The sequence below is a fragment of the Kitasatospora sp. NPDC032150 genome (genome assembly GCF_055579945.1).
The window spans coordinates 1-17,387 of sequence record NZ_JBVIMH010000043.1 but is presented as its reverse complement, the minus strand read 5'-3'; the positions used below and the strand labels follow the sequence as shown (position 1 = coordinate 17,387).

The 17,387-nt window shown below is 72.5% G+C and carries 19 protein-coding genes; 9 read left to right on the top strand and 10 right to left on the bottom strand.

The window, feature by feature from the left end; genetic code table 11:
• Positions 1 to 388: 388 nt before the first annotated feature.
• The 3 genes from ACZ5ON_RS32015 (at position 389) to ACZ5ON_RS32005 (ending at position 2,734) form a co-directional block, all read left to right on the top strand.
• Entirely contained in the window at positions 389 to 622 is a 234-nt protein-coding gene (locus ACZ5ON_RS32015; protein WP_465600014.1) for a hypothetical protein, read from the top strand.
• A gap of 11 nt (positions 623 to 633) precedes the next feature.
• Positions 634 to 2,064 carry an adenylosuccinate lyase gene (gene purB / locus ACZ5ON_RS32010; RefSeq protein ID WP_465600012.1) on the top strand — a complete coding sequence of 477 codons (1,431 nt, stop codon included), beginning with the start codon at positions 634 to 636 and terminating at the stop codon, positions 2,062 to 2,064.
• Between the two features lie 130 nt (positions 2,065 to 2,194).
• Positions 2,195 to 2,734, top strand: coding sequence for a hypothetical protein (locus ACZ5ON_RS32005; protein ID WP_465600010.1), 540 nt, complete (start codon positions 2,195 to 2,197; stop codon positions 2,732 to 2,734).
• Between the two features lie 78 nt (positions 2,735 to 2,812).
• Here the strand turns inward: ACZ5ON_RS32005 and ACZ5ON_RS32000 are convergent, their stop codons facing one another.
• The 3 genes from ACZ5ON_RS32000 to ACZ5ON_RS31990 form a co-directional block, all read right to left on the bottom strand.
• Entirely contained in the window at positions 2,813 to 4,300 is a 1,488-nt protein-coding gene (locus ACZ5ON_RS32000) for an MFS transporter (RefSeq protein WP_465600008.1), read from the bottom strand.
• A gap of 87 nt (positions 4,301 to 4,387) precedes the next feature.
• Positions 4,388 to 4,852 (bottom strand): helix-turn-helix domain-containing protein, encoded by a 465-nt coding sequence (locus ACZ5ON_RS31995; RefSeq protein ID WP_465600006.1) that lies wholly within the window; start codon positions 4,850 to 4,852, stop codon positions 4,388 to 4,390.
• A 195-nt stretch (positions 4,853 to 5,047) separates the two neighbouring features.
• Positions 5,048 to 5,842: a tyrosine-protein phosphatase gene (locus tag ACZ5ON_RS31990; protein ID WP_465600004.1), complete on the bottom strand. Its 795-nt coding sequence runs from the start codon at positions 5,840 to 5,842 to the stop codon at positions 5,048 to 5,050.
• A gap of 429 nt (positions 5,843 to 6,271) precedes the next feature.
• Here ACZ5ON_RS31990 and ACZ5ON_RS31985 point away from each other — a divergent pair, with 429 nt between their 5' ends.
• Both ACZ5ON_RS31985 and ACZ5ON_RS31980 read left to right on the top strand, forming a co-directional pair.
• Positions 6,272 to 6,838, top strand: a complete 567-nt coding sequence (locus ACZ5ON_RS31985; protein WP_465600002.1) for a DJ-1/PfpI family protein — start codon at positions 6,272 to 6,274, stop codon at positions 6,836 to 6,838.
• 250 nt (positions 6,839 to 7,088) lie between these two features.
• Positions 7,089 to 7,754 (top strand): SDR family oxidoreductase, encoded by a 666-nt coding sequence (locus ACZ5ON_RS31980; RefSeq protein WP_465600000.1) that lies wholly within the window; start codon positions 7,089 to 7,091, stop codon positions 7,752 to 7,754.
• Here ACZ5ON_RS31980 and ACZ5ON_RS31975 read toward each other — a convergent pair.
• From ACZ5ON_RS31975 to ACZ5ON_RS31960, 4 genes are all read right to left on the bottom strand, one after another.
• On the bottom strand, positions 7,696 to 8,202 hold the full coding sequence (locus ACZ5ON_RS31975) for an MFS transporter (protein ID WP_465599998.1): 507 nt from the start codon (positions 8,200 to 8,202) through the stop codon (positions 7,696 to 7,698). The two genes, ACZ5ON_RS31980 and ACZ5ON_RS31975, sit on opposite strands and share 59 nt — an antisense overlap.
• Before the next feature lie 165 nt (positions 8,203 to 8,367).
• Positions 8,368 to 8,883, bottom strand: coding sequence for a DinB family protein (locus tag ACZ5ON_RS31970; protein WP_465599996.1), 516 nt, complete (start codon positions 8,881 to 8,883; stop codon positions 8,368 to 8,370).
• 71 nt (positions 8,884 to 8,954) lie between these two features.
• Entirely contained in the window at positions 8,955 to 10,154 is a 1,200-nt protein-coding gene (locus ACZ5ON_RS31965) for an AI-2E family transporter (protein ID WP_465599994.1), read from the bottom strand.
• Positions 10,151 to 10,318 (bottom strand): hypothetical protein, encoded by a 168-nt coding sequence (locus tag ACZ5ON_RS31960; protein WP_465599992.1) that lies wholly within the window; start codon positions 10,316 to 10,318, stop codon positions 10,151 to 10,153. The genes ACZ5ON_RS31965 and ACZ5ON_RS31960 overlap by 4 nt, the downstream gene beginning before the upstream one ends.
• 893 nt (positions 10,319 to 11,211) lie before the next feature.
• Here ACZ5ON_RS31960 and qcrB point away from each other — a divergent pair.
• The gene (qcrB, locus tag ACZ5ON_RS31955) at positions 11,212 to 12,903 is read left to right on the top strand and encodes a cytochrome bc1 complex cytochrome b subunit (protein ID WP_465599990.1); all 1,692 of its coding nucleotides are present in this window, start codon (positions 11,212 to 11,214) and stop codon (positions 12,901 to 12,903) included.
• A gap of 67 nt (positions 12,904 to 12,970) precedes the next feature.
• Here the strand turns inward: qcrB and ACZ5ON_RS31950 are convergent, their stop codons facing one another.
• The gene (locus tag ACZ5ON_RS31950; RefSeq protein WP_465599988.1) at positions 12,971 to 13,540 is read right to left on the bottom strand and encodes a ferritin-like domain-containing protein; all 570 of its coding nucleotides are present in this window, start codon (positions 13,538 to 13,540) and stop codon (positions 12,971 to 12,973) included.
• A 231-nt stretch (positions 13,541 to 13,771) separates the two neighbouring features.
• Between ACZ5ON_RS31950 and ACZ5ON_RS31945 the strand changes: the two genes are divergently transcribed.
• A complete protein-coding gene (locus ACZ5ON_RS31945; RefSeq protein ID WP_465599986.1) occupies positions 13,772 to 14,338 on the top strand; it encodes a type 1 glutamine amidotransferase domain-containing protein in 567 nt (188 codons plus the stop codon).
• A 58-nt stretch (positions 14,339 to 14,396) separates the two neighbouring features.
• Here ACZ5ON_RS31945 and ACZ5ON_RS31940 read toward each other — a convergent pair whose 3' ends face one another.
• Positions 14,397 to 14,834 (bottom strand): MarR family winged helix-turn-helix transcriptional regulator, encoded by a 438-nt coding sequence (locus ACZ5ON_RS31940; protein ID WP_465599984.1) that lies wholly within the window; start codon positions 14,832 to 14,834, stop codon positions 14,397 to 14,399.
• Between the two features lie 58 nt (positions 14,835 to 14,892).
• On the opposite strand from ACZ5ON_RS31940, the gene ACZ5ON_RS31935 reads away from it, so the two are divergent.
• The gene (locus tag ACZ5ON_RS31935) at positions 14,893 to 15,297 is read left to right on the top strand and encodes a VOC family protein (protein WP_465599982.1); all 405 of its coding nucleotides are present in this window, start codon (positions 14,893 to 14,895) and stop codon (positions 15,295 to 15,297) included.
• Between the two features lie 86 nt (positions 15,298 to 15,383).
• Here ACZ5ON_RS31935 and ACZ5ON_RS31930 read toward each other — a convergent pair whose 3' ends face one another.
• Positions 15,384 to 16,283, bottom strand: a complete 900-nt coding sequence (locus ACZ5ON_RS31930; protein ID WP_465599980.1) for an alpha/beta fold hydrolase — start codon at positions 16,281 to 16,283, stop codon at positions 15,384 to 15,386.
• A 185-nt stretch (positions 16,284 to 16,468) separates the two neighbouring features.
• Between ACZ5ON_RS31930 and ACZ5ON_RS31925 the strand changes: the two genes are divergently transcribed.
• Complete coding sequence (locus ACZ5ON_RS31925) at positions 16,469 to 17,197, top strand: 4'-phosphopantetheinyl transferase family protein (protein WP_465599978.1); 729 nt, start codon at positions 16,469 to 16,471, stop codon at positions 17,195 to 17,197.
• The last annotated feature ends 190 nt before the right edge of the window (positions 17,198 to 17,387 follow it).

Below are 17,387 nucleotides of genomic sequence, written 5' to 3'. Positions count from 1 at the left end.
GGCTGATGCTTTGTCAAGTTCCCTGCGGAGTGGAATGGGGGGCTCGGGGCGCACCCCGGCGTTCGCGGCGAAGGTGCGTCGAACAGGTGTGCTTGCCGGCTGAGGTCATGGCGGTCGCCGCGGACGCACCGGTCGGCCTGGACGCGGCCTTCCAGGTGCCGCGGTCGGTCCGGGCCACCGGCGTCCACCCGCGGTGCTGGGAGGTCGGGTCGGTCGAACTGCCGTGGCGGTTGGGAGAGATCGCGGCCGGGGAGGCCGCCGGGCCGGAAGGGCGGCGGCTGGCGGTGATCGTGCCCGAGGCGAGGCTGGCCGAGCTGGGCGACGCCGTGACCGCAGCCGTTACGACCGCCCGGATCGGTGAGGACCTCAGGCGCCGAGCCCGGTCGTGGTGCTCAGCCCGAAGCAGTCAAAGGGCCTGGGGTCCGACGCCGTCCTGGTGGTGGAGCCGGCTGGGATCGCCGACGGATCGCCGCGGGGGTTCGGCGATCCCTACGCCGCGCTGACCCGGGCCACCCAACGGCTGGGCGTCGTGCGCAGCGGTCCGCTGCCCGCGGTGCTCGGACGCCTGGCCGACGGTCGGGCGGACGGCCGCCCTGCCGATCCGGCTGACCTCGGCTGTTAGGCTAGCGAAGCGTGAGCGCGAAGCCCCAGATTCCCAATGTCCTGGCCTCTCGGTACGCCTCGGCGACCCTGGCCCAGCTGTGGTCCCCCGAGCACAAGGTGGTCCTCGAGCGCCACCTGTGGCTCGCCGTCCTGAAGGCCCAGCAGGACCTGGGCATCGAGGTGCCGGCCGAGGCCGTCGCCGACTACGAGCGGGTGGTCGACCAGGTCGACCTCGGCTCCATCGCCGCCCGCGAGCGGGTCACCCGGCACGACGTGAAGGCCCGGATCGAGGAGTTCTGCGAACTCGCCGGGCACGAGCAGATCCACAAGGGCATGACTTCCCGGGATCTCACCGAGAACGTCGAGCAGCTGCAGATCCGGCAGTCCCTGGAGCACGTCCGGGACCGTACGGTCGCCGTCCTGGTCCGCCTCGGCAGCCTGGCCGCGCAGCACGCGGAGCTGGTCATGGCCGGCCGTTCGCACAACGTCGCCGCGCAGGCCACCACCCTCGGCAAGCGCTTCGCGACCGTCGCGGACGAGCTGCTGGTGGCCTTCCAGCGCCTGGAGGAGCTGATCGCCCGCTACCCGCTGCGCGGGATCAAGGGCCCGGTCGGCACCGCCCAGGACATGCTGGACCTGCTCGGCGGCGATGCCGACAAGCTGGCCGATCTGGAGCGCCGGGTGGCCGGCCACCTCGGTTTCGAGAACGTGCTCACCAGCGTCGGCCAGGTCTACCCGCGCTCGCTGGACTTCGAGGTGGTCACCGCCCTGGTCCAGCTCGCCGCCGCGCCCTCCAGCCTGGCCAAGACCATCCGCCTGATGGCCGGTCACGAGCTGGTCACCGAGGGCTTCAAGGCCGGCCAGGTCGGCTCCTCGGCCATGCCGCACAAGATGAACACCCGCTCCTGCGAGCGCGTCAACGGCCTGGCCGTGATCCTGCGCGGCTACGCGTCGATGACCGCCGAGCTGGGCGGCGACCAGTGGAACGAGGGCGACGTCTCCTGCTCGGTGGTCCGCCGGGTCGCGCTGCCGGACGCCTTTTTCGCCTTCGACGGCCTGCTGGAGACCTTCCTGACCGTGCTCGACGAGTTCGGCGCCTTCCCGGCCGTGGTCGAGGCGGAGCTGGACCGCTACCTGCCGTTCCTGGCCACCACCAAGGTGCTGATGGGCGCGGTGCGGGCCGGCGTCGGCCGGGAGACCGCGCACGAGGTCATCAAGGAGCACGCGGTGGCCTCCGCGCTGGCGATGCGCGAGGGCGCCCGCGAGAACGCGCTGCTGGACCGGCTCGCCGCCGACGGCCGGATCCCGCTGGACCGCGCCGAGCTGGACGCGCTGCTCGCCGACCGGCTCTCCTTCACCGGTGCGGCCGGTGCGCAGGTCGCCGAGGTGGTCCGCCGGGTGGAGGCCGTCGCGGCCGCCCACCCCGCCGCGGCGAAGTACGCGCCGGGCGACATCCTGTAACGGTCCCCATGCTGTGACGGACCCGCTCGCGGATCCGAGCCGAAAGGGCCCCGCTCCGGTGGGGCCCTTCGCGTGTCGCAGGCATAAGGACGCCTACGATGCAGAGGAATCGGTCAGAGGAGAGGTTTTCATGCGGGCGCAGCGAGCGCGTTTGTGGCAGGGGCGGACCAAGACGGCGCGCGCCGTACGGGCTGGGGCGGTGCTGGCGGTGGCCGCGCTCGTCACCACCGGCTGCTCCGAAGGAGACCACAGGCCGGTGCCCGCGCGCGAGGTGCACGAGTCCTCGGCCCCCGGGCAGCTGAGCATCAGGACCGGCAGCACGGAGGACATGCCGGCGATCACGATCACCGGAGCCACTGTCCACCCGGGTGCCGACGGTGAGGGCGAGCTGGCGATGGTGGTGCGCAACGACAGCACCATCCAGGAGCACCTGGTGATGGTCTCGTCCACCGCGACGGGCCGCGCGGTGCTCAAGGCGCCCGGCAGCGCCGCAACCGTGCCGCCGGTGGGGGTGCTGCTGCCGCCGGGCAGCCCGGTCACCTTCGGGACGGCGGACGGGTACCACGTCGTGCTGCAGCACCTGAACGTTCCGAGCGGGGCGAAGGAGCTGCCGGTGTCGGTGCTCTTCGCCCGGCTGGGCATGGTGCAGATGAAGGCGATCGTGGGCTGACCCGGGCCGGGGCCGACGGCGGATCGGCGGTCGACCGAGGGTGGCGCCCCGGGGCGCTCGCCGCGGTGAGCCGACCGCTCAGGGCGACTTCGGCTCGTGGCCCGGGTCGATCGGGGGACTGGTCGGGGCGCAGTACCACTCGCAGTCGGGTTCGGCCTTCGGGCGGTCCGGGGCTAGGGCGTCGCCGCGGACCGTGGCCAGGGCCAGCAGACCGCCCGCGGTGAGCAGGCCGGCGCAGATCAGCATCGCGGTACGGAACCCGGCGTCCACCTCGCTCGGCACCCGGTAGGCATCGCCGCTCAGACCGGAGAGTGCGGGCAGGGCGGCGACCGCGAGCAGGCCGGCGGCCCGGGCGGCGGCGTTGTTCACCCCGCTGGCGATGCCGGCCCGGCGTACCTCGACGGCCGCCAGGACGGTCGCCGTCAGCGGCGCCACCAGGGTGGTCATCCCCAGGCCCAGCAGCACCACGGCGGGCAGCACGTCGGCCCAGTACGAGGCGCCCGGGCCGATCCGCAGCATCAGTAGGACGCCGCCCGCGCAGACCAGCGGCCCGACGAAGAGCGGGATCCTGGGACCGATCCGGCGGCCCAGCCTCCCGGCCTGGCCGGAGAACGCCAGCATCAGCAGCGTGGTCGGCAGCAGTGCGAGCCCCGCCACCAGCGGTTCGAACCCGGCCACCGTCTGCAGCTGGACCATCAGCAGCAGGAAGATCCCGCTGAACGCCCCGTACACGCAGAGCGTCACCAGGTTGACCGCCGTGAACAGGCGGGAGGAGAACAGCTCCAGCGGCAGCATCGGCTGCGGGTTGCGCCGCTCCGCCCGCACGAAGAGCACACCGAGCAGCAGGCCGACCGCGCCGGCGATGCCGGACAGGCCGCGGCCGCCCTCGGTCAGCGCGTACGTCACCCCGCCGAGGGCGAACGCGGCGAGCGCCGCACCCCGGACGTCGAAGCGGCCGGTGGCGGACTCGTCCCGGCTCTCGGGGACGTGGCGGAGCGTCACCCAGGTGACGACCACGGCCAGCGGTACGTTCAGCAGGAAGATCCAGCGCCAGCCGGGCCCGCCCACCAGCCAGCCGCCGAGGAACGGCCCGACGGCGGCCGACACCCCGCCGAGCCCCGACCAGACGCCGACGGCCCCCGAGCGGTCGTCGGGACGGAAGGACGCCTGCAGCATCGCGAGCGAGCCGGGGGTCAACAGGGCACCGCCGATGCCCTGCAGGGCGCGGGCGATGATCAGCAGCTCGATGCCGGGCGCGGCAGCGCAGGCGGCGGAGGCCGCGGCGAACCAGCAGACGCCGATCAGGAAGACCCTGCGCCGGCCGTAGCGGTCGCCGAGCGAGCCGCCCAGCAGGATCAGGCCGGCCAGGGTGAGCAGGTAGGCGTTGACCGTCCACTGGAGGGCCGCCAACGAGGCCCCGAGGTCGGCGCCGATCCGGGGGAGCGCGACGTTCACCACCGTGCCGTCGAGCAACGCCATACCGGAACCGAGGGCCGTTGCGAGAACTACCCACCGGCCCTGTGCGGTGCCCAGGCGCAGGGTGCCGGCGGTGTCATCCGTGGTCACGTCCCGATCCTCCGCCAGTACGGGGGCCGGCGCACCCCCGCGTGGCGCGGTCTTCCCGGAATTCCGCCGGTCACGGTGCGGCCGTAGCTATCCGACGGCTGGTCCCCGCCGGGCGCCGTCGCCCAGCAACTCCATGACCGTGCCGATCACTTGCCCGTGCGGGGCCTCGTTCGCACCGAGCGGGCTCCAGCCCGCCAGCCGGGCCGCGTCGAGCAGTTGCTCCAGCGGCTGCGGCGGGACGCGGTCGGTGCTCCGCCGTCTGCGCTGGGACCGCCGCTCGCGCTCCACGGCCGGCCAGAGGACGCTCAGTTCGCCTCCGGTTTCCAGGAGTTGGTCGGTTCGCTCGGCCATCCCGGCCGGCGGCCAGCGGCGGGTGGTCTCGACCCGGCTGATGTGCGAGTCGTGGTAGCCGAGCCGGCGGCCGAGCTCAGCCTGGCTCAGTCCGCGCAGGCGGCGCCAGTGCCGCAGCCGGTCGCCGAACCTGGCGTGCGCGGAGGCCGCCGACTGCCGCTCGTACAGGGGGAGTCCGGGCATGTGCGGGCTGAGGGACACGGGACCTCCAGTGGGGTGGACGGACCGTCAGAAGCCTCGCAGCGGGTTGTCATGGACAGATATCCCCGGAATGTCGAGCCGGTCAAACCGCCCTGCCCGCAAGGGGATTCGGGGCGGGGCAGCCGTGCGCCGCCCGTACCCCGGGGGCGGTCGCGGGCCACGGGTACGGACGGCGGTGTCGGAGGGGCGGTCCGGTCAGGCGGTGAGCCGGGCGCGCAACGCGTCGACGGTCTCGTCCTTGAGGCCCAGGCCGGCCCGGGCGTAGCTCTCGACGTCGCCCCACGTGTCGGTCATGGTCTCGATCGCCGCCTCCAGGTAGGACGGGTGGACGCCGATCACGGCGTCGGCGATCTCCGGGTCGCCGCCGGCGCTGGTGAAGGCCGCGACCTGCGGGGCGAAGGCCGCGCGCACCGCCGGTCCGGCGGCCAGGTACTCGGCCAGCACGGTCTGCCGGTCCGCGCCGAGCAGCAGCAGGATCAGGCTGGCGCCCCAGCCGGTACGGTCCTTGCCCGCCGTGCAGTGGAAGAGCACCGGACCGCCCTCGGGCCGGGCCAGCGCGGTCAGCAGCTGCTTGTACGCGGCGCGGGCGGAGGCGCTGGTGACGAAGCCGCGGTAGTCCTTCTCCAGCGCCTGCCGGGCCCGGCCGCCGCCGAGGGTGCGGTTGGCAGTGGCGGGATCGGCCATGGCGGCGCCGAGCCGGTTGGCGGCGCCCGCGCCGGAGGTGTCCGCCATCACGTCCGCGACCAGCAGGTTCGCCCCGGCCGGGACCCGGTCGGGGCGGGAGGCGCGTTCGAAGGCCGTCCGGAGGTCCACCACGGTACGGATTCCGAGCGCCGCTACCGCGGGATCGCCCCGCAGGTCCAACCGGTCCAGCTGACCGGAGCGGAAGGCGGTTCGGGGGCGCACCCGGCCGCCGTTGGGCAGGGATATACCGCCGAGGTCCCTGAAGTTGGTGACGGTTGCGGACTCGACGACCTGGGAGTTCGGCATGGCAACCTCCTGTGCGTGATGGTCTCGCTGCACGCGATGGATCCGATGGGAGCGATGTGGGTGCCGGGCGGTGTCCGGGTCGCCCGGCGTTCGTGCCGGCGTGACGCGGGATGCCGGACACCCCCGGGGTGCCGGTCGGCACGGTTCCCGGGCAATGTGGCGCCGGACCGGGTCGGGTCCCTCTGCAGGGCACTGACCAGCCTCGTCAGCACCGTAGGCCGACCATGGCGCGGACGCGCGCGGAGTACGTCCGGTCGGTCTGATCCGGTACCCCGGCAGGTGGGTGGGGGAGCATCCGGGCGCACGGGGGCACCCCGGGGGCGCAGACCAGGTGCGGAGCCGGTGGCGGATTGCCCGGACCGCCGGTCGGACGGCAGGGTGTGCATGGCCCCCCAGCAGGTGGGCGGACGGAGGGGGACCCAACCCGTTATGGCACCCAAGATCCTGATCATCACCGGCGACGCGGCGGAGTCGCTGGAGGTCCTCTACCCGTACCAGCGGCTGCTGGAGGAGGGCTACGAAGTCCACATCGCGGCGCCGGCGCGCAAGAAGCTGCAGTTCGTGGTGCACGACTTCGTCGAGGGCTTCGACACCTACACCGAGAAGCCCGGCTACACCTGGGACGCCGACACCGCCTTCGCGGAGGTGGATCCGGCGCAGTACGCCGCCCTGGTGCTGCCCGGCGGCCGGGCCCCCGAGTACCTGCGCAACGACGCCGAGGTGAAACGGATCGTGGCCCACTTCCTCGAGGCCGACAAGCCGGTCGCCCAGATCTGCCACGGGCCGCTGATCACCCTGGCCGCCGGCTCGCTGGCAGGCCGCCGCAGCGCGGCCTACCCCGCGCTGGAGCCGGACGTGAAGGCGGGCGGCGCCGACTACCGGGACGGGGACGCGGTGGTGGACGGCGTCCTGGTCTCGGCCCGGGCCTGGCCGGACCACCCGGGCTGGATGCGTGCCTTCGTCGAGGTCCTCCGCGAGAAGGCACCGGTCGACTGACGGGCGGTTCCGGCCGGGCAGCGCCCCTCGGTGGCCTGCTGTGACATCAACTGGCCCAGACGGAAGCGGGTTACCGCTGACGGCCGCTGCCTCGGGCAGCGGCCGGGGGCCGTGCGACCGGCACGCCAGGGAGGTGTGCGGCCCCCGCGCCGGCGCCGCCTCGCCCGGAGCTCGATGCGAAGCGGCGCTCTGCGAAAGGCATCGGTGTCGGTCAGCGGCGCGTCCTGGGTGCGGCGGTACCGTCGCCGCTATGCATGTCGTCATCGCCGGTGGACACGGCCAGATCGCCCGTCGCCTGGAACGCCTGCTCGCCGAGCGCGGCGACACCGTGACCGGGCTGATCCGCAATCCCGAACAGGTCCACGACCTGGAGTCGCTGGGCGCCCAGGCGGTCGTCTGCGATCTGGAATGGACCCCGGCGGCCGATCTCGCCAAACACCTGCACGGTGCCGACGCGGTGCTCTTCGCCGCAGGCGCGGGCCCGGCCAGCGGCAGCGCGCGCAAGGAGACCGTCGACCGGGCCGCCGCCGTCCTGCTCGCCGACGCCGCGGGCCTCGCCGGGGTCGGCCGCTATCTGATGATCAGCACCATGGGCCTGGACCGCGCCGACGACCCGGGTACCGAACCGGAGTTCGCCGCCTACCTCCGGGCCAAGGCCCTCGCCGAGGAGGAGCTGCGCCACCGCGACCTGGCCTGGACGATCCTGCGGCCCGGTCGCCTGACGGACGAGCAGGGCAGCGGGCTGGTCCGCCTGGCCGCACCGCCGCTGCCCAGCGGCTCCGTACCGCGCGACGACGTCGCCCAGGTGCTGCTCGCCCTCCTGGACACCCCGTCCTCGGCCGGGCGCACCCTCGAACTCACCTCGGGCAGTGAGTCGGTGACCGAAGCCCTGAGAGCGGTGCTCTCCACCGGCTGACCGCGCCCGCCGCGCTCACGCCGACCCCGCAGACCACCTGGTAGAGGCCGAGCGCCCGGGTGCGTTCCGGACCGGTGAAGACGTCCTGGATGGTCCCGATCATCTGTGAGTTGACCAGGCCGGCCCCGGCGCCCTGCAACAGCCTTAGCAGTACCAGGAGTTCGGGTATTCGCACGGTGCTCGCCAGCAGCCCGGCCGTGAAGAACACCGCGATGCCCGCGACGAAGAACGGTTTGCGGCCGCGCTCGTCGCCGAGCCGACCACCGGGTACCAGCGCCAGCCCGAAGGCCAGCGAGTACCCGGCGACCAGCCACTGCACCTGGGTGGCACCGGCGTGCAGCGAGCTCCGCAGCGCCGGTACCGCGATGTTGAGAACCGAGTTGTCCAGCATGGTGGTGAGGCCACCGGCCAGACAGACCGTCAGCACCTTCCTGCTGGCCGCGTTCAAGACGGCACCGCCAGGACCGGACGCCGTGCCGACTCGGCGGACCGGGCCGTGGAACGGTCAGGGGCGGTCGCGGTTTCTCTCATGGTCGGAGGATATTCCTCGATCCGGCAGGCGGAACCCGGTCGGGTCGGTGATGGTGCGTCACTGCGTTCGATGGAGCGGGCGTCAGCCGCCGGTGACACCGTCCGTCCGCTCCCGCAGCAGATCGGCGTGCCCGAGGTGGCGCGCGTACTCGGTGATCATGTGGAGGTAGATCAGGCGCAGCGAGAGGACCTCGCCGTCGTGCGTACAGGTGTCATCCAGCTTCGCGCCCGCGACGGCGGCGTCCGCGAGGCGGCACTCCTCGGCCAGACGGGCGTAGTCCTCGGCGGCGCGGGACGGGTCCAGCGCGGCGAAGTCGGCGGCCTTGGAGTCGGCGGTGTCGTGCAGCCGCTCCACCTGTTCACCCGCGAACCGCTCCCGGAACCAGATCCGTTCGACCTTGGCCATGTGCCGCAGCAGTCCGAGCAAGGAGAGGTTCGACGGGGGCACGGTGCGGTCGGCGAGCTGCTCGCCCGTCAGGCCGGCGCACTTGTGCAGCAGGGTGGTGCGCTGCCAGGCGAGATAGCCTTCGAGCATCTCGCGTTCGCCGGCGACCAGAGAGCCCGCGACACGGGTGACTTCAGGTGCTGTCCAGGTCATCCGATGATGATCCCGCGCTCCGGAGCCGCCTAGCGACCCCTTTTCTGCGGAGATCCGGTGTGCGGCGAGGCTCAGGTACGGCTGCGGAGTTCGCTGACCACCGCCCAGGCGACCGAGACGAGCGGGACCGCCACAACCGCGCCGATCACGCCCGCGAGCACCGCCCCGGCCGTCACCGACAGCGCGACCGCCACCGGGTGGATCCGGACCGCCCAGCTCATCACCAGCGGGTGCAGCAGGTGCCCCTCGATCTGGCCGATCACCACGATCAGGCCGAGAACGATCAGCGCGGTGACCGGCCCCCGGGTCGCGAGGGCCACCACCGCGGCGATCGTCATCGCGATCGGGGACCCGACCAGCGGAACCAGGGTGGCGAAGAACTCCAGCAGCGTCAGCGGCAGGGCAAGCGGCACCCGGAGCGCCCACAGCGCCAGCCCGACCAGGACGGCGTTGCTGGCCGCCACGATGACGATGCCCCGGGTGTAGCCGGCGAACGTCCCCCAGGCCACCCGGCCGGCCAGCGAGCAGGTCGTGCGGCTGCCGGCGGGCAGCAGCCGCAGGAACCAGCCCCACATCCGGTCACCCGAGTGGATGAAGAAGACCGAGAGGAACAGCGCCAGCGCGGCGATCGTGGCCGCCTCCACCAGCCGGCTGGCCCCGGTGACCGCCGTGCTGATCAGCATCGACCGGTGCCTGGAGAGAAAGTCGGCGATCTTCCCCTGCAGACCGGCGACCGTCGCGGGGTCGATGTTCAGCGGCGGCCCCTCGAGCCACTGCTCGATCCGCCCGATCCCGCCGTGGAACTCCCTCCCGAGCTGCGCCGACTGACTCGCCACCACCTCCCCGACCAGGGTGAACAGACCGGCCAGCAGCAGGACGGCGCCCAGCAGGGCGATCAGCACCGCGAGCGGCCGGGGCACCGCCCGGTCCAGCAGATCGGCCACCGGCCGCAGTACGGAGGTCACCACCAGGGCGAGGAAGATCGCGACGGCCGGCAGCTGGAGCCGCTCCAGTACGGTGAACGCGGCGTAGCCCGCCACCCCGAGGACCAGCAGCCGCCACGCGTACCCGGCCGCCCGGCGCAGTCCGGGGGAGACCACCCCTTCGCCCCGGACGTGCGGGGACGGGGCGTGCGGGCGCACCCGTCGGGTGACGGTCCGCCGGACCCGGCCGCCCGGCCGCGCGCGGCGGCGCGGCCGGGCGGTCCCCGCGTCCGTGTCCAGGCGGCGGTCCGGCGGTGGGCCGGACGGGCGGCCGTCGTCCGGGGTCACCGTGCGGCGCCCGGATGCGAGCGGCCATCGCCGGGGCCGTGCTCCGGCCCGATCCGCAGCGCGCTCGAGGTGTTCCGCGTGCCCGCCGTCCATGGCGCGGCGGCGCAGCCGGCCAGCAGCGGGTGGGTCGCGGCGGCCGGCAGTCGTCGGCGAGAGATGGGCATCCGGACCTCCCAGTCCCGAACGAGTCCTCCGGAACGAGCTACCGTTCGGCGCCGCGCGGCCGGGGCCTCGCCCCGGCCCGGAACCGGGGGAGCTCCGGGGACACCCGCTCTCCGAGCCCCACCGCCGCACGCTCGACCACCGCTGCCCCGTCCGGAGGGACTTCACGGGTGCCGGCATCGGCGAGCAGGTGCTCCTCCTCGACACCGACCGACGGCCTGCCAGGTGACCACCCGGCGGTGCGTGGCGGTCCGGACACGGCGTTCATCGCCGTGGCCCCGGCCGTTCGGGAAACCGGACCGCGATCCGGCGCGGGAGTTGATTCGCTGTCCGCCCGGTCTTGGTCGGCTGCTCGGTCACGGGATCACGCTAGGCAGGTCGCGCGGCATCCGCACCCGCGGGCCCAGGAGGTTTGCACCGGTCGGCGGACAGCGTACGGGGCCGTCGCCCCACGGCGTCCCCACCGGTCGGCCGGCGGCGGCCGGGGGTACCCCCATCGGCCCAACGACACGTCCGGGCGGACCGGATGGACGTGCAAGCCGGTCGGCCGCCCGGCAGCATGGTCCAGCAGTGCCGTGCCCGAAGCCGGTCCGGGAGGTCCGTCGCCGTGACGGCCCGACTCTGCGGTGGAGGCCCGGTCCGCCTCGGTGGACGGGCGGGCAGCGCGGTTCGCAACGAGAATCCGAAGTCGAGGGCACCGTCGACGACCCCGCACCCGCCCCGTCCGGTGGTCACCGGCCGTCCTCCACCACGATCCGGCCGCCGAGCCAGTCGGTTCACTCTCGTCGGCCTTGCGCATCTGACCGCCCAACACCGAGAGAGCCCCGATGATCCCTCCGCCAGCCCCGCGCCCCGCCCCCCGCCCCCCGGCCACGGCCGCCCGGGGGTGCAGCGCATGAGCGCCGAAACCAGCCCCCCGCCCGGCGCACGCAGGAAGGCGGGCGCGCCCTCGGGCACGAGTACCAGTGCGGACGCACCGGGTTCCAGGGCCGATCCCGACAACAAGTGGGAGGCGGCAGCCGACTGGACCGACGGCCGGCTCGGCATCTACTCCCTCGCCAAGGCCAATCTGCGCAAGATCTTTCCGGACCACTGGTCGTTCATGCTGGGCGAGATCGCGCTCTACACCTTCGTCATCATCATCCTGACGGGGGTGTGGCTGACGATGTTCTTCGTCCCGAGCATGGGCGAGACCGTCTACCACGGGAAGTACCTGCCGTTGAACGGCATCCGGATGTCGGAGGCGTACTCCTCGACCCTGGACATCAGCTTCGACATCCGCGGCGGCCTGCTGATCCGTCAGATCCACCACTGGGCGGCGATCCTCTTCGTCGCGTCGATGTACGTCCACATGATGCGGGTCTTCTTCACCGGGGCCTTCCGCAAGCCGCGCGAGCTCAACTGGCTGTTCGGCGCGGGTCTGCTGATCCTCGGGATGTTCGACGGCTTCATGGGGTACTCGCTGCCGGACGACCTGCTCTCCGGTACCGGTCTGCGGTTCATGGAGGGCGCGATCCTGGCGGTACCGATCATCGGTACGTACCTGATGTTCTTCCTCTACGGCGGGCAGTTCCCGGGGACCGTGATCATCCCCCGGCTGTTCACCGTCCACGTCCTGCTGATCCCGGGCATCATGCTGGGGCTGCTGGTGGCCCATCTGATCCTGGTCTTCTACCACAAGCACACCCAGTGGGCCGGCCCCGGACGCACCGAGAAGAACGTGGTCGGCATGCCGCTGATGCCGGTCTACATGGCCAAGGCCGGCGGGTTCTTCTTCCTGGTGTTCGGCCTCGTCTCGGCGATCTCCGCGATCGCCACGGTCAACCCCATCTGGCGGTACGGCCCGTACCGGCCGGACCAGGTGTCCACCGACGCCCAGCCCGACTGGTACATGGGTTACTCCGAGGGGCTGATCCGGTTGATGCCCGGATGGGAGATCCGGTTCCTGGGACACACGCTGAACCTGGGCGTGTTCATCCCGCTGGTGGTCTTCCCGCTGGTACTGCTGTCGATCTGGCTGTACCCGTTCTTCGAGAACTGGGTGATCGGTGACAAGCGCGAGCACCACATCCTGGACAAGCCGCGCAACGCGCCGGTGCGGACCGCGTTCGGTGCCGCCTGGATGGGCCTGTACGTGGTGCTGCTGGTGGGCGGTGGCAACGACCTGTTCGCCACGCACTTCCACGTGTCGCTCAACGCGATCTCCTGGGCCTGCCGGATCGGCTTCTTCGTGGTCCCGGTGGTGATCTTCTTCATCACCAAGCGCTGGTGCCTGGGGCTGCAGCGCCGTGACCGGGAGAAGGTCCTGCACGGCCGGGAGAGCGGCATCATCGTGCGGAAGCCGCACGGCGAGTTCATCGAGGTGCACACGCCGCTGACGCCCGAACAGCGGTACACGTACACGGCGTACGAGCAGTACGCCCCGATCGAGCTGCCCCCGGAGGTGGACGAGAACGGGGTCGCCCGCAAGCTGAGCCGGACGACCCGGCTGCGGGCCAGGCTGTCGAAGTACTACTTCGGCTCGTACGGCCAGATCGCCAGGCCGAGCGCCGAGGAGTACCACAAGGTGACCAGCGGCCATCACTGACCGCCGAGTTCGAGTGAGGGCCCGTCGTCCGTGACGGGCCCTCACTCGTCGGGTCAGCGGCCCGGGGTCACCGTGGGGCGGGGCGGGGTGCCGGGGCGGTCGGGGGCGCCGGGGTTTCGAGCAGGGCCGCGAGGTCGGCGGCGGTCTGCTGCTCGTCGGCGAGGACCGACTCGATCAGCCGGCGGCTGGCCGGGTCGCGGTCGCCGAGCCAGCCGGCGATCTGGCGATAGGTGGGGACGACGACGCGGGCGGCCAGCAGGTTCTGCTCCAGCATGGCGCGCAGCGCGGCGTCGTCCGCGGTGGAGTAGTCCGTCTGGGCCCGCTGGGCGAGGGTCGCCGGGTCGAAGTTGGGCTGCCCGCCGAGCTGGACGATCCGGTCGGCCAGCGCGACCGCGTGGCGCATCTTCCGGTCCGCCTGGGCGTCGAACAGCGCGCCGGCGGGGGCGGTACCCTGCGCCAGGATCGCCTGCCGGGTGCAGCGGAGCCAGCCGACCACCTCCGCGGCCACCACGTTGTTGAGGACGCTGATCACCCGTTCGATGTCCGGCCCGTACGCGCTCCGTACCGGTCCGGCGTCGATGGTCCGTTGGGCCTCTCGGCGGATCCGGTCCACGTCAAGGGCCAGGCTGGCGGTCATGGGCGTCCTTCCTTCGCGGGGTCGGGCGGCGGCGTTTCGGGCGGGTGCCGGTGCGGGCCGGGGCCCGCCGAGGTCATGGCAGAAGGTATGTCCGGGTGTCCGCCGTCAAAACCGGACGGCGCGGGATGAGCGGGCCCCGCCGGCGGAGCGGCTGCCGCCGGGCGCGTCATTGCGCACCCTTGATACGGGTGCCCCTTCGGTAGTGAGGGGCCCGGAGAGGAGCGAGTCGCCATGGTCACACTGCAGGGACTCACCGTCGCCTTCCTGGTCGCCCGGCAGGGGGCGGAGCAGCGCGAGCTGACCGGGCCGTGGCAGGCCGTCCTGGAGGCCGGCGGCACGCCCAGGCTGATCTCGACCGGACCGGGGCGGGTCCAGGCCTTCAGACACCTCGACAAGGCGGACACCTTCGCGGTGGACGCCACGGTCGCGGAGGTCACCGCCGAGCCGTACGCCGGACTGGTGCTGCCCGGTGGTGTGGCCAACCCCGACTTCCTGCGTCTGGACCGGGCGGCCGTGGACCTGGTGCGGGACTTCTTCGCCCGGGGGAAGCCGGTCGCGGCGATCTGCCACGCCCCGTGGTTGCTGGTGGAGGCCGGCGTGGTCCGCGGCCGTACGCTCACCTCCTGGCCGAGCCTGCGGACGGACCTGGTCAACGCGGGGGCCACCTGGGTCGACGAGGAGGTGCGGATCTGCGCCGACGGCCCGAACACCCTGATCACCAGCCGCAGGCCGGCCGACCTGCCGCTGTTCGAGGACGCGTTGGTGACCGTGCTCGCCCGGGAACGCGGGGGTCGCTGACGGTTGCGGCGGGGCGGTGGGGTGGTCAGACGCCGGTCAGGTCTCTGCGCGGCCGGGCTCAGCCACCCTGGTGGACACGGGTCAGCAGGGCGTGCAGCTGGGCGCGCTCCCGCTCGGTGAGCGGGGCAAGGACGGCGTCCTGGACGGCGTTGGCCTCGGTGGTGAGGGCGGCCAGCGCGCTCCGTCCGGCAGGGGTGAGTGTGACCGAGACGCGCCGGCGGTCGGCCTGGTCCCGGTTGCGTTCGACCTGTCCGGCGGCGGCCAGCTCGTCGACGATCTTGACCATGTCGCTCGGGTCGATGCCGAGCCGGGCGGCGAGGTCGCGCTGCGCGGCCGGGCCGAAGTCGGCGAGGGCGGCGAGTACCGCCATGTGCCACAGGCGCTGCCCGTGTTCGGCCAGCCGCTCGGCGAGCCGGGTGCGGGCGGTCTTGCCGACCTTGGAGAGCAGGTAGGTGGTCAGTGCGGTCAGGCTCGGCGGGGTCTCGGTGTCGCTCACGGGCATATTGTAGGCTCGCGCCAATGATGGGTCTTCACCTACTAATTTGGAGGCATGGATGGATGCCCTTCACACGCGCTTGCTGGTGCACCGCTTCGCGGACTGCTTCCGCTTCTACGACGCCGTGCTGACTGCGCTTATCGGTGCCCGGCGGACCGGCGGCACCGAGGCCGGCCCGTACGCCAGTTGGGACGTCGGGGATGAGGGGGTGCTGCGGATCTTCGACCGGGGGGCGATGGCCGAGGTCGTCGGTGCCGCGGGGCTGCCCGCCGAGGCGGCGGCCCAGGACCGGGCGATGCTGGTCAGCCGGGTCGTCGATGTGGACGCCGGGTTCGAACTCTGCCTGCGGCACGGCGGGTTGGCGGTGGCTGTGCCCGCCGACCGGCCCGAGTGGGGTCCGGGCATGCGGACCGCGCACCTGCGCGATCCGGACGGCAGTCTGCTCGAACTCCAGTCGTACTGAGAGGATTTGGGTGTAGGCGCTGCGGGGCAGGAGGGTCGACGGTGGGTCGGGACGGCGAGCAGGGTCCCAGCACCGGGTCGACGGGTTCAGGGATCCAGGCGGTCGAGGAAGTCGGCGATCAGCGGGGCGATCTCGGGCAGGTTCTCCTCCAGTGCGAAGTGGCCGGTGTCGAAGAGGTGGAGCTCGGCGTCCGGGAGGTCGCGGAGGTAGGCGCGGGCGCCGGGCTCGGGGAAGAAAGGGTCGTTGCGGCCCCAGAGGATCAGGGCCGGTGGGGTGTGGGTGCGCAGCCACTGTTGCCACTCGGGATAGCGGGCGACGTTGGAGTGGTAGTCGAAGGCCAGGTCCAGCTGGGGGCGGGTGCGGCCCGGCAGGTCGAGGAAGTGCTGGTCGAGCGTCCAGCCGTCCGGTGCGACCAGACGGGGATCGGTGGTCCCGCCCTCGTACTGGCCCCGGGTGGCCGGGAGGGTGAGCAGCTCGCGGATGGTCCGCTCGGCGCCCCCGGTCTCCGGGCGCAGCGCGATGAACGACCTGGCCGCCTCGGAGAGCCCTTCCTCGTACGCGTTCGCGTTCTGGATGACCAGTCCGGTGATCCACTCGGGGTGGCGGGAGGCCAGTCGGAAGCCCACGGGTGCGCCGAAGTCGAAGGCGTAGAGCGCGAATCGGGTGAGGCCGAGCTCCTGGACGAAGCGCTCGGTGATGTCGGCGAGGTGGTCGAAGGTGTAGCTGAAGACGCCGCCGTCGGTGGTCGAGGCGGGCACGTCGCTGTGGCCGAAGCCCGGGTAGTCGGGGGCGATCAGGTGGTAGTGGGAGCCGAGGGCGTCGATCAGGCGGCGGTACTGGTGCGAGGCCGAGGGGAAGCCGTGCAGCAGCAGCATGGTCGGTGCGTCGTCGCGAGCCCCGGTGGGAACCGACTCGCGGTAGAAGACGCGCACGCCGTCGACGTCGAGGTGGTGGTGGAGCACGCGGGGAACGGTCGGGACTGCCACGGCGGCCTCCTGGTGGCTGGGTGTCGAGGATGTTCTATCGAGGCCGTTGCTAATGCGTCAATAGCTAGAAATGCATTAGTGAGCGAGAGGTGTGGCGGATACGGATTGATCCGTGCCTGCGCCGCCTCATAGGTTGTCCCTCGGCCCTCGGCAGCGTGCCGGGGCGGACGACGAGAGGCGGCGGGATGCAGCACGGCACGGACACGGACCGCAGGGGAGGCGGCCCGCTGGCTGTGGTCGCCGCCAGCGCGGAGGTGCTGCGGCACCCCCGGACCGACGAGCGCCTGCTCACGGACGGGGAACGCGAGCGCGCGGCACGGTTCCGGCAGGAGGCCACCCGTCGGGACTTCGTGGCGGCGCACATCCTGGTCCGGCTGTGCGCCGCACGGCTGATCGGCACCACCGCCGCCGACGTGACGCTGGCCCAGTCCTGCCCCGGGTGCGGGAAGGCCGACCACGGCAAGCCGTACCTGCCGGACCACCCCGGAGTCCACGTCAGCATCTCGCACACCAAGGGCGTGGTCGCCGCGGCCGCCGGCCACCGGGAGGTCGGGGTCGACGTGGAGCTGGCGGAGCGGACCGGGACGCACCCCGACGTGCTGGAACGGGTGCTCACCGAGGGCGAGTTGCGGCTGGTCGAGAAGCACGCGGACCCGCAGCGGGCGTTCCTGCGCCAGTGGGTGCGCAAGGAGGCGCTGATCAAGATCGGCCGACTCACCCTGGACACCATGGGCGCGGTCGACCTCTCCGCCCTGCCGCTCGCCGCCGTCGACGGGGTGCCGCTGCGCAGCCGCTACGAGGAACTGCACCTGCTCGACTGGGACGACGAGAAGTACCAGGCCACGGCGGCCGTGGTGAGCCTGGACGAACCTCGGGCGATCGACCTGGCGGAACTCGCGGACCTGGTCGGCTGACGGCGCGGTAGGTTGGCGGAAGACGCTGAGCCCCGGGGAGGATGGCCGTGGCTGACTTCGTGGTCACTCCGATGACCGCCGCACACGGTGATGAGCAACGCCGCTGCGTTTATCGTCGCGGCCGGGGCACAAGCCCGTCTTCCATGATCACGACCTCGGCGTGGAGGGTGTACTTCTGGGCGGCGGCAGG

What these genes read in the sequence shown, in the direction of transcription:
- ACZ5ON_RS31950 (WP_465599988.1), bottom strand. Translation starts at nt 13,540, where the DNA reads ATGACCGCCAGCCTGGCCCTTGACGTGGACCGGATCCGCCGAGAGGCC.
- ACZ5ON_RS31980 (WP_465600000.1), top strand. Translation starts at nt 7,089, where the DNA reads ATGCATGTCGTCATCGCCGGTGGACACGGCCAGATCGCCCGTCGCCTG.
- ACZ5ON_RS31960 (WP_465599992.1), bottom strand. Translation starts at nt 10,318, where the DNA reads ATGCCCATCTCTCGCCGACGACTGCCGGCCGCCGCGACCCACCCGCTG.
- ACZ5ON_RS31935 (WP_465599982.1), top strand. Translation starts at nt 14,893, where the DNA reads ATGGATGCCCTTCACACGCGCTTGCTGGTGCACCGCTTCGCGGACTGC.
- ACZ5ON_RS32005 (WP_465600010.1), top strand. Translation starts at nt 2,195, where the DNA reads ATGCGGGCGCAGCGAGCGCGTTTGTGGCAGGGGCGGACCAAGACGGCG.
- ACZ5ON_RS31945 (WP_465599986.1), top strand. Translation starts at nt 13,772, where the DNA reads ATGGTCACACTGCAGGGACTCACCGTCGCCTTCCTGGTCGCCCGGCAG.
- ACZ5ON_RS31925 (WP_465599978.1), top strand. Translation starts at nt 16,469, where the DNA reads ATGCAGCACGGCACGGACACGGACCGCAGGGGAGGCGGCCCGCTGGCT.
- qcrB (WP_465599990.1), top strand. Translation starts at nt 11,212, where the DNA reads ATGAGCGCCGAAACCAGCCCCCCGCCCGGCGCACGCAGGAAGGCGGGC.
- ACZ5ON_RS31985 (WP_465600002.1), top strand. Translation starts at nt 6,272, where the DNA reads ATGGCACCCAAGATCCTGATCATCACCGGCGACGCGGCGGAGTCGCTG.
- ACZ5ON_RS31990 (WP_465600004.1), bottom strand. Translation starts at nt 5,842, where the DNA reads ATGCCGAACTCCCAGGTCGTCGAGTCCGCAACCGTCACCAACTTCAGG.
- ACZ5ON_RS31970 (WP_465599996.1), bottom strand. Translation starts at nt 8,883, where the DNA reads ATGACCTGGACAGCACCTGAAGTCACCCGTGTCGCGGGCTCTCTGGTC.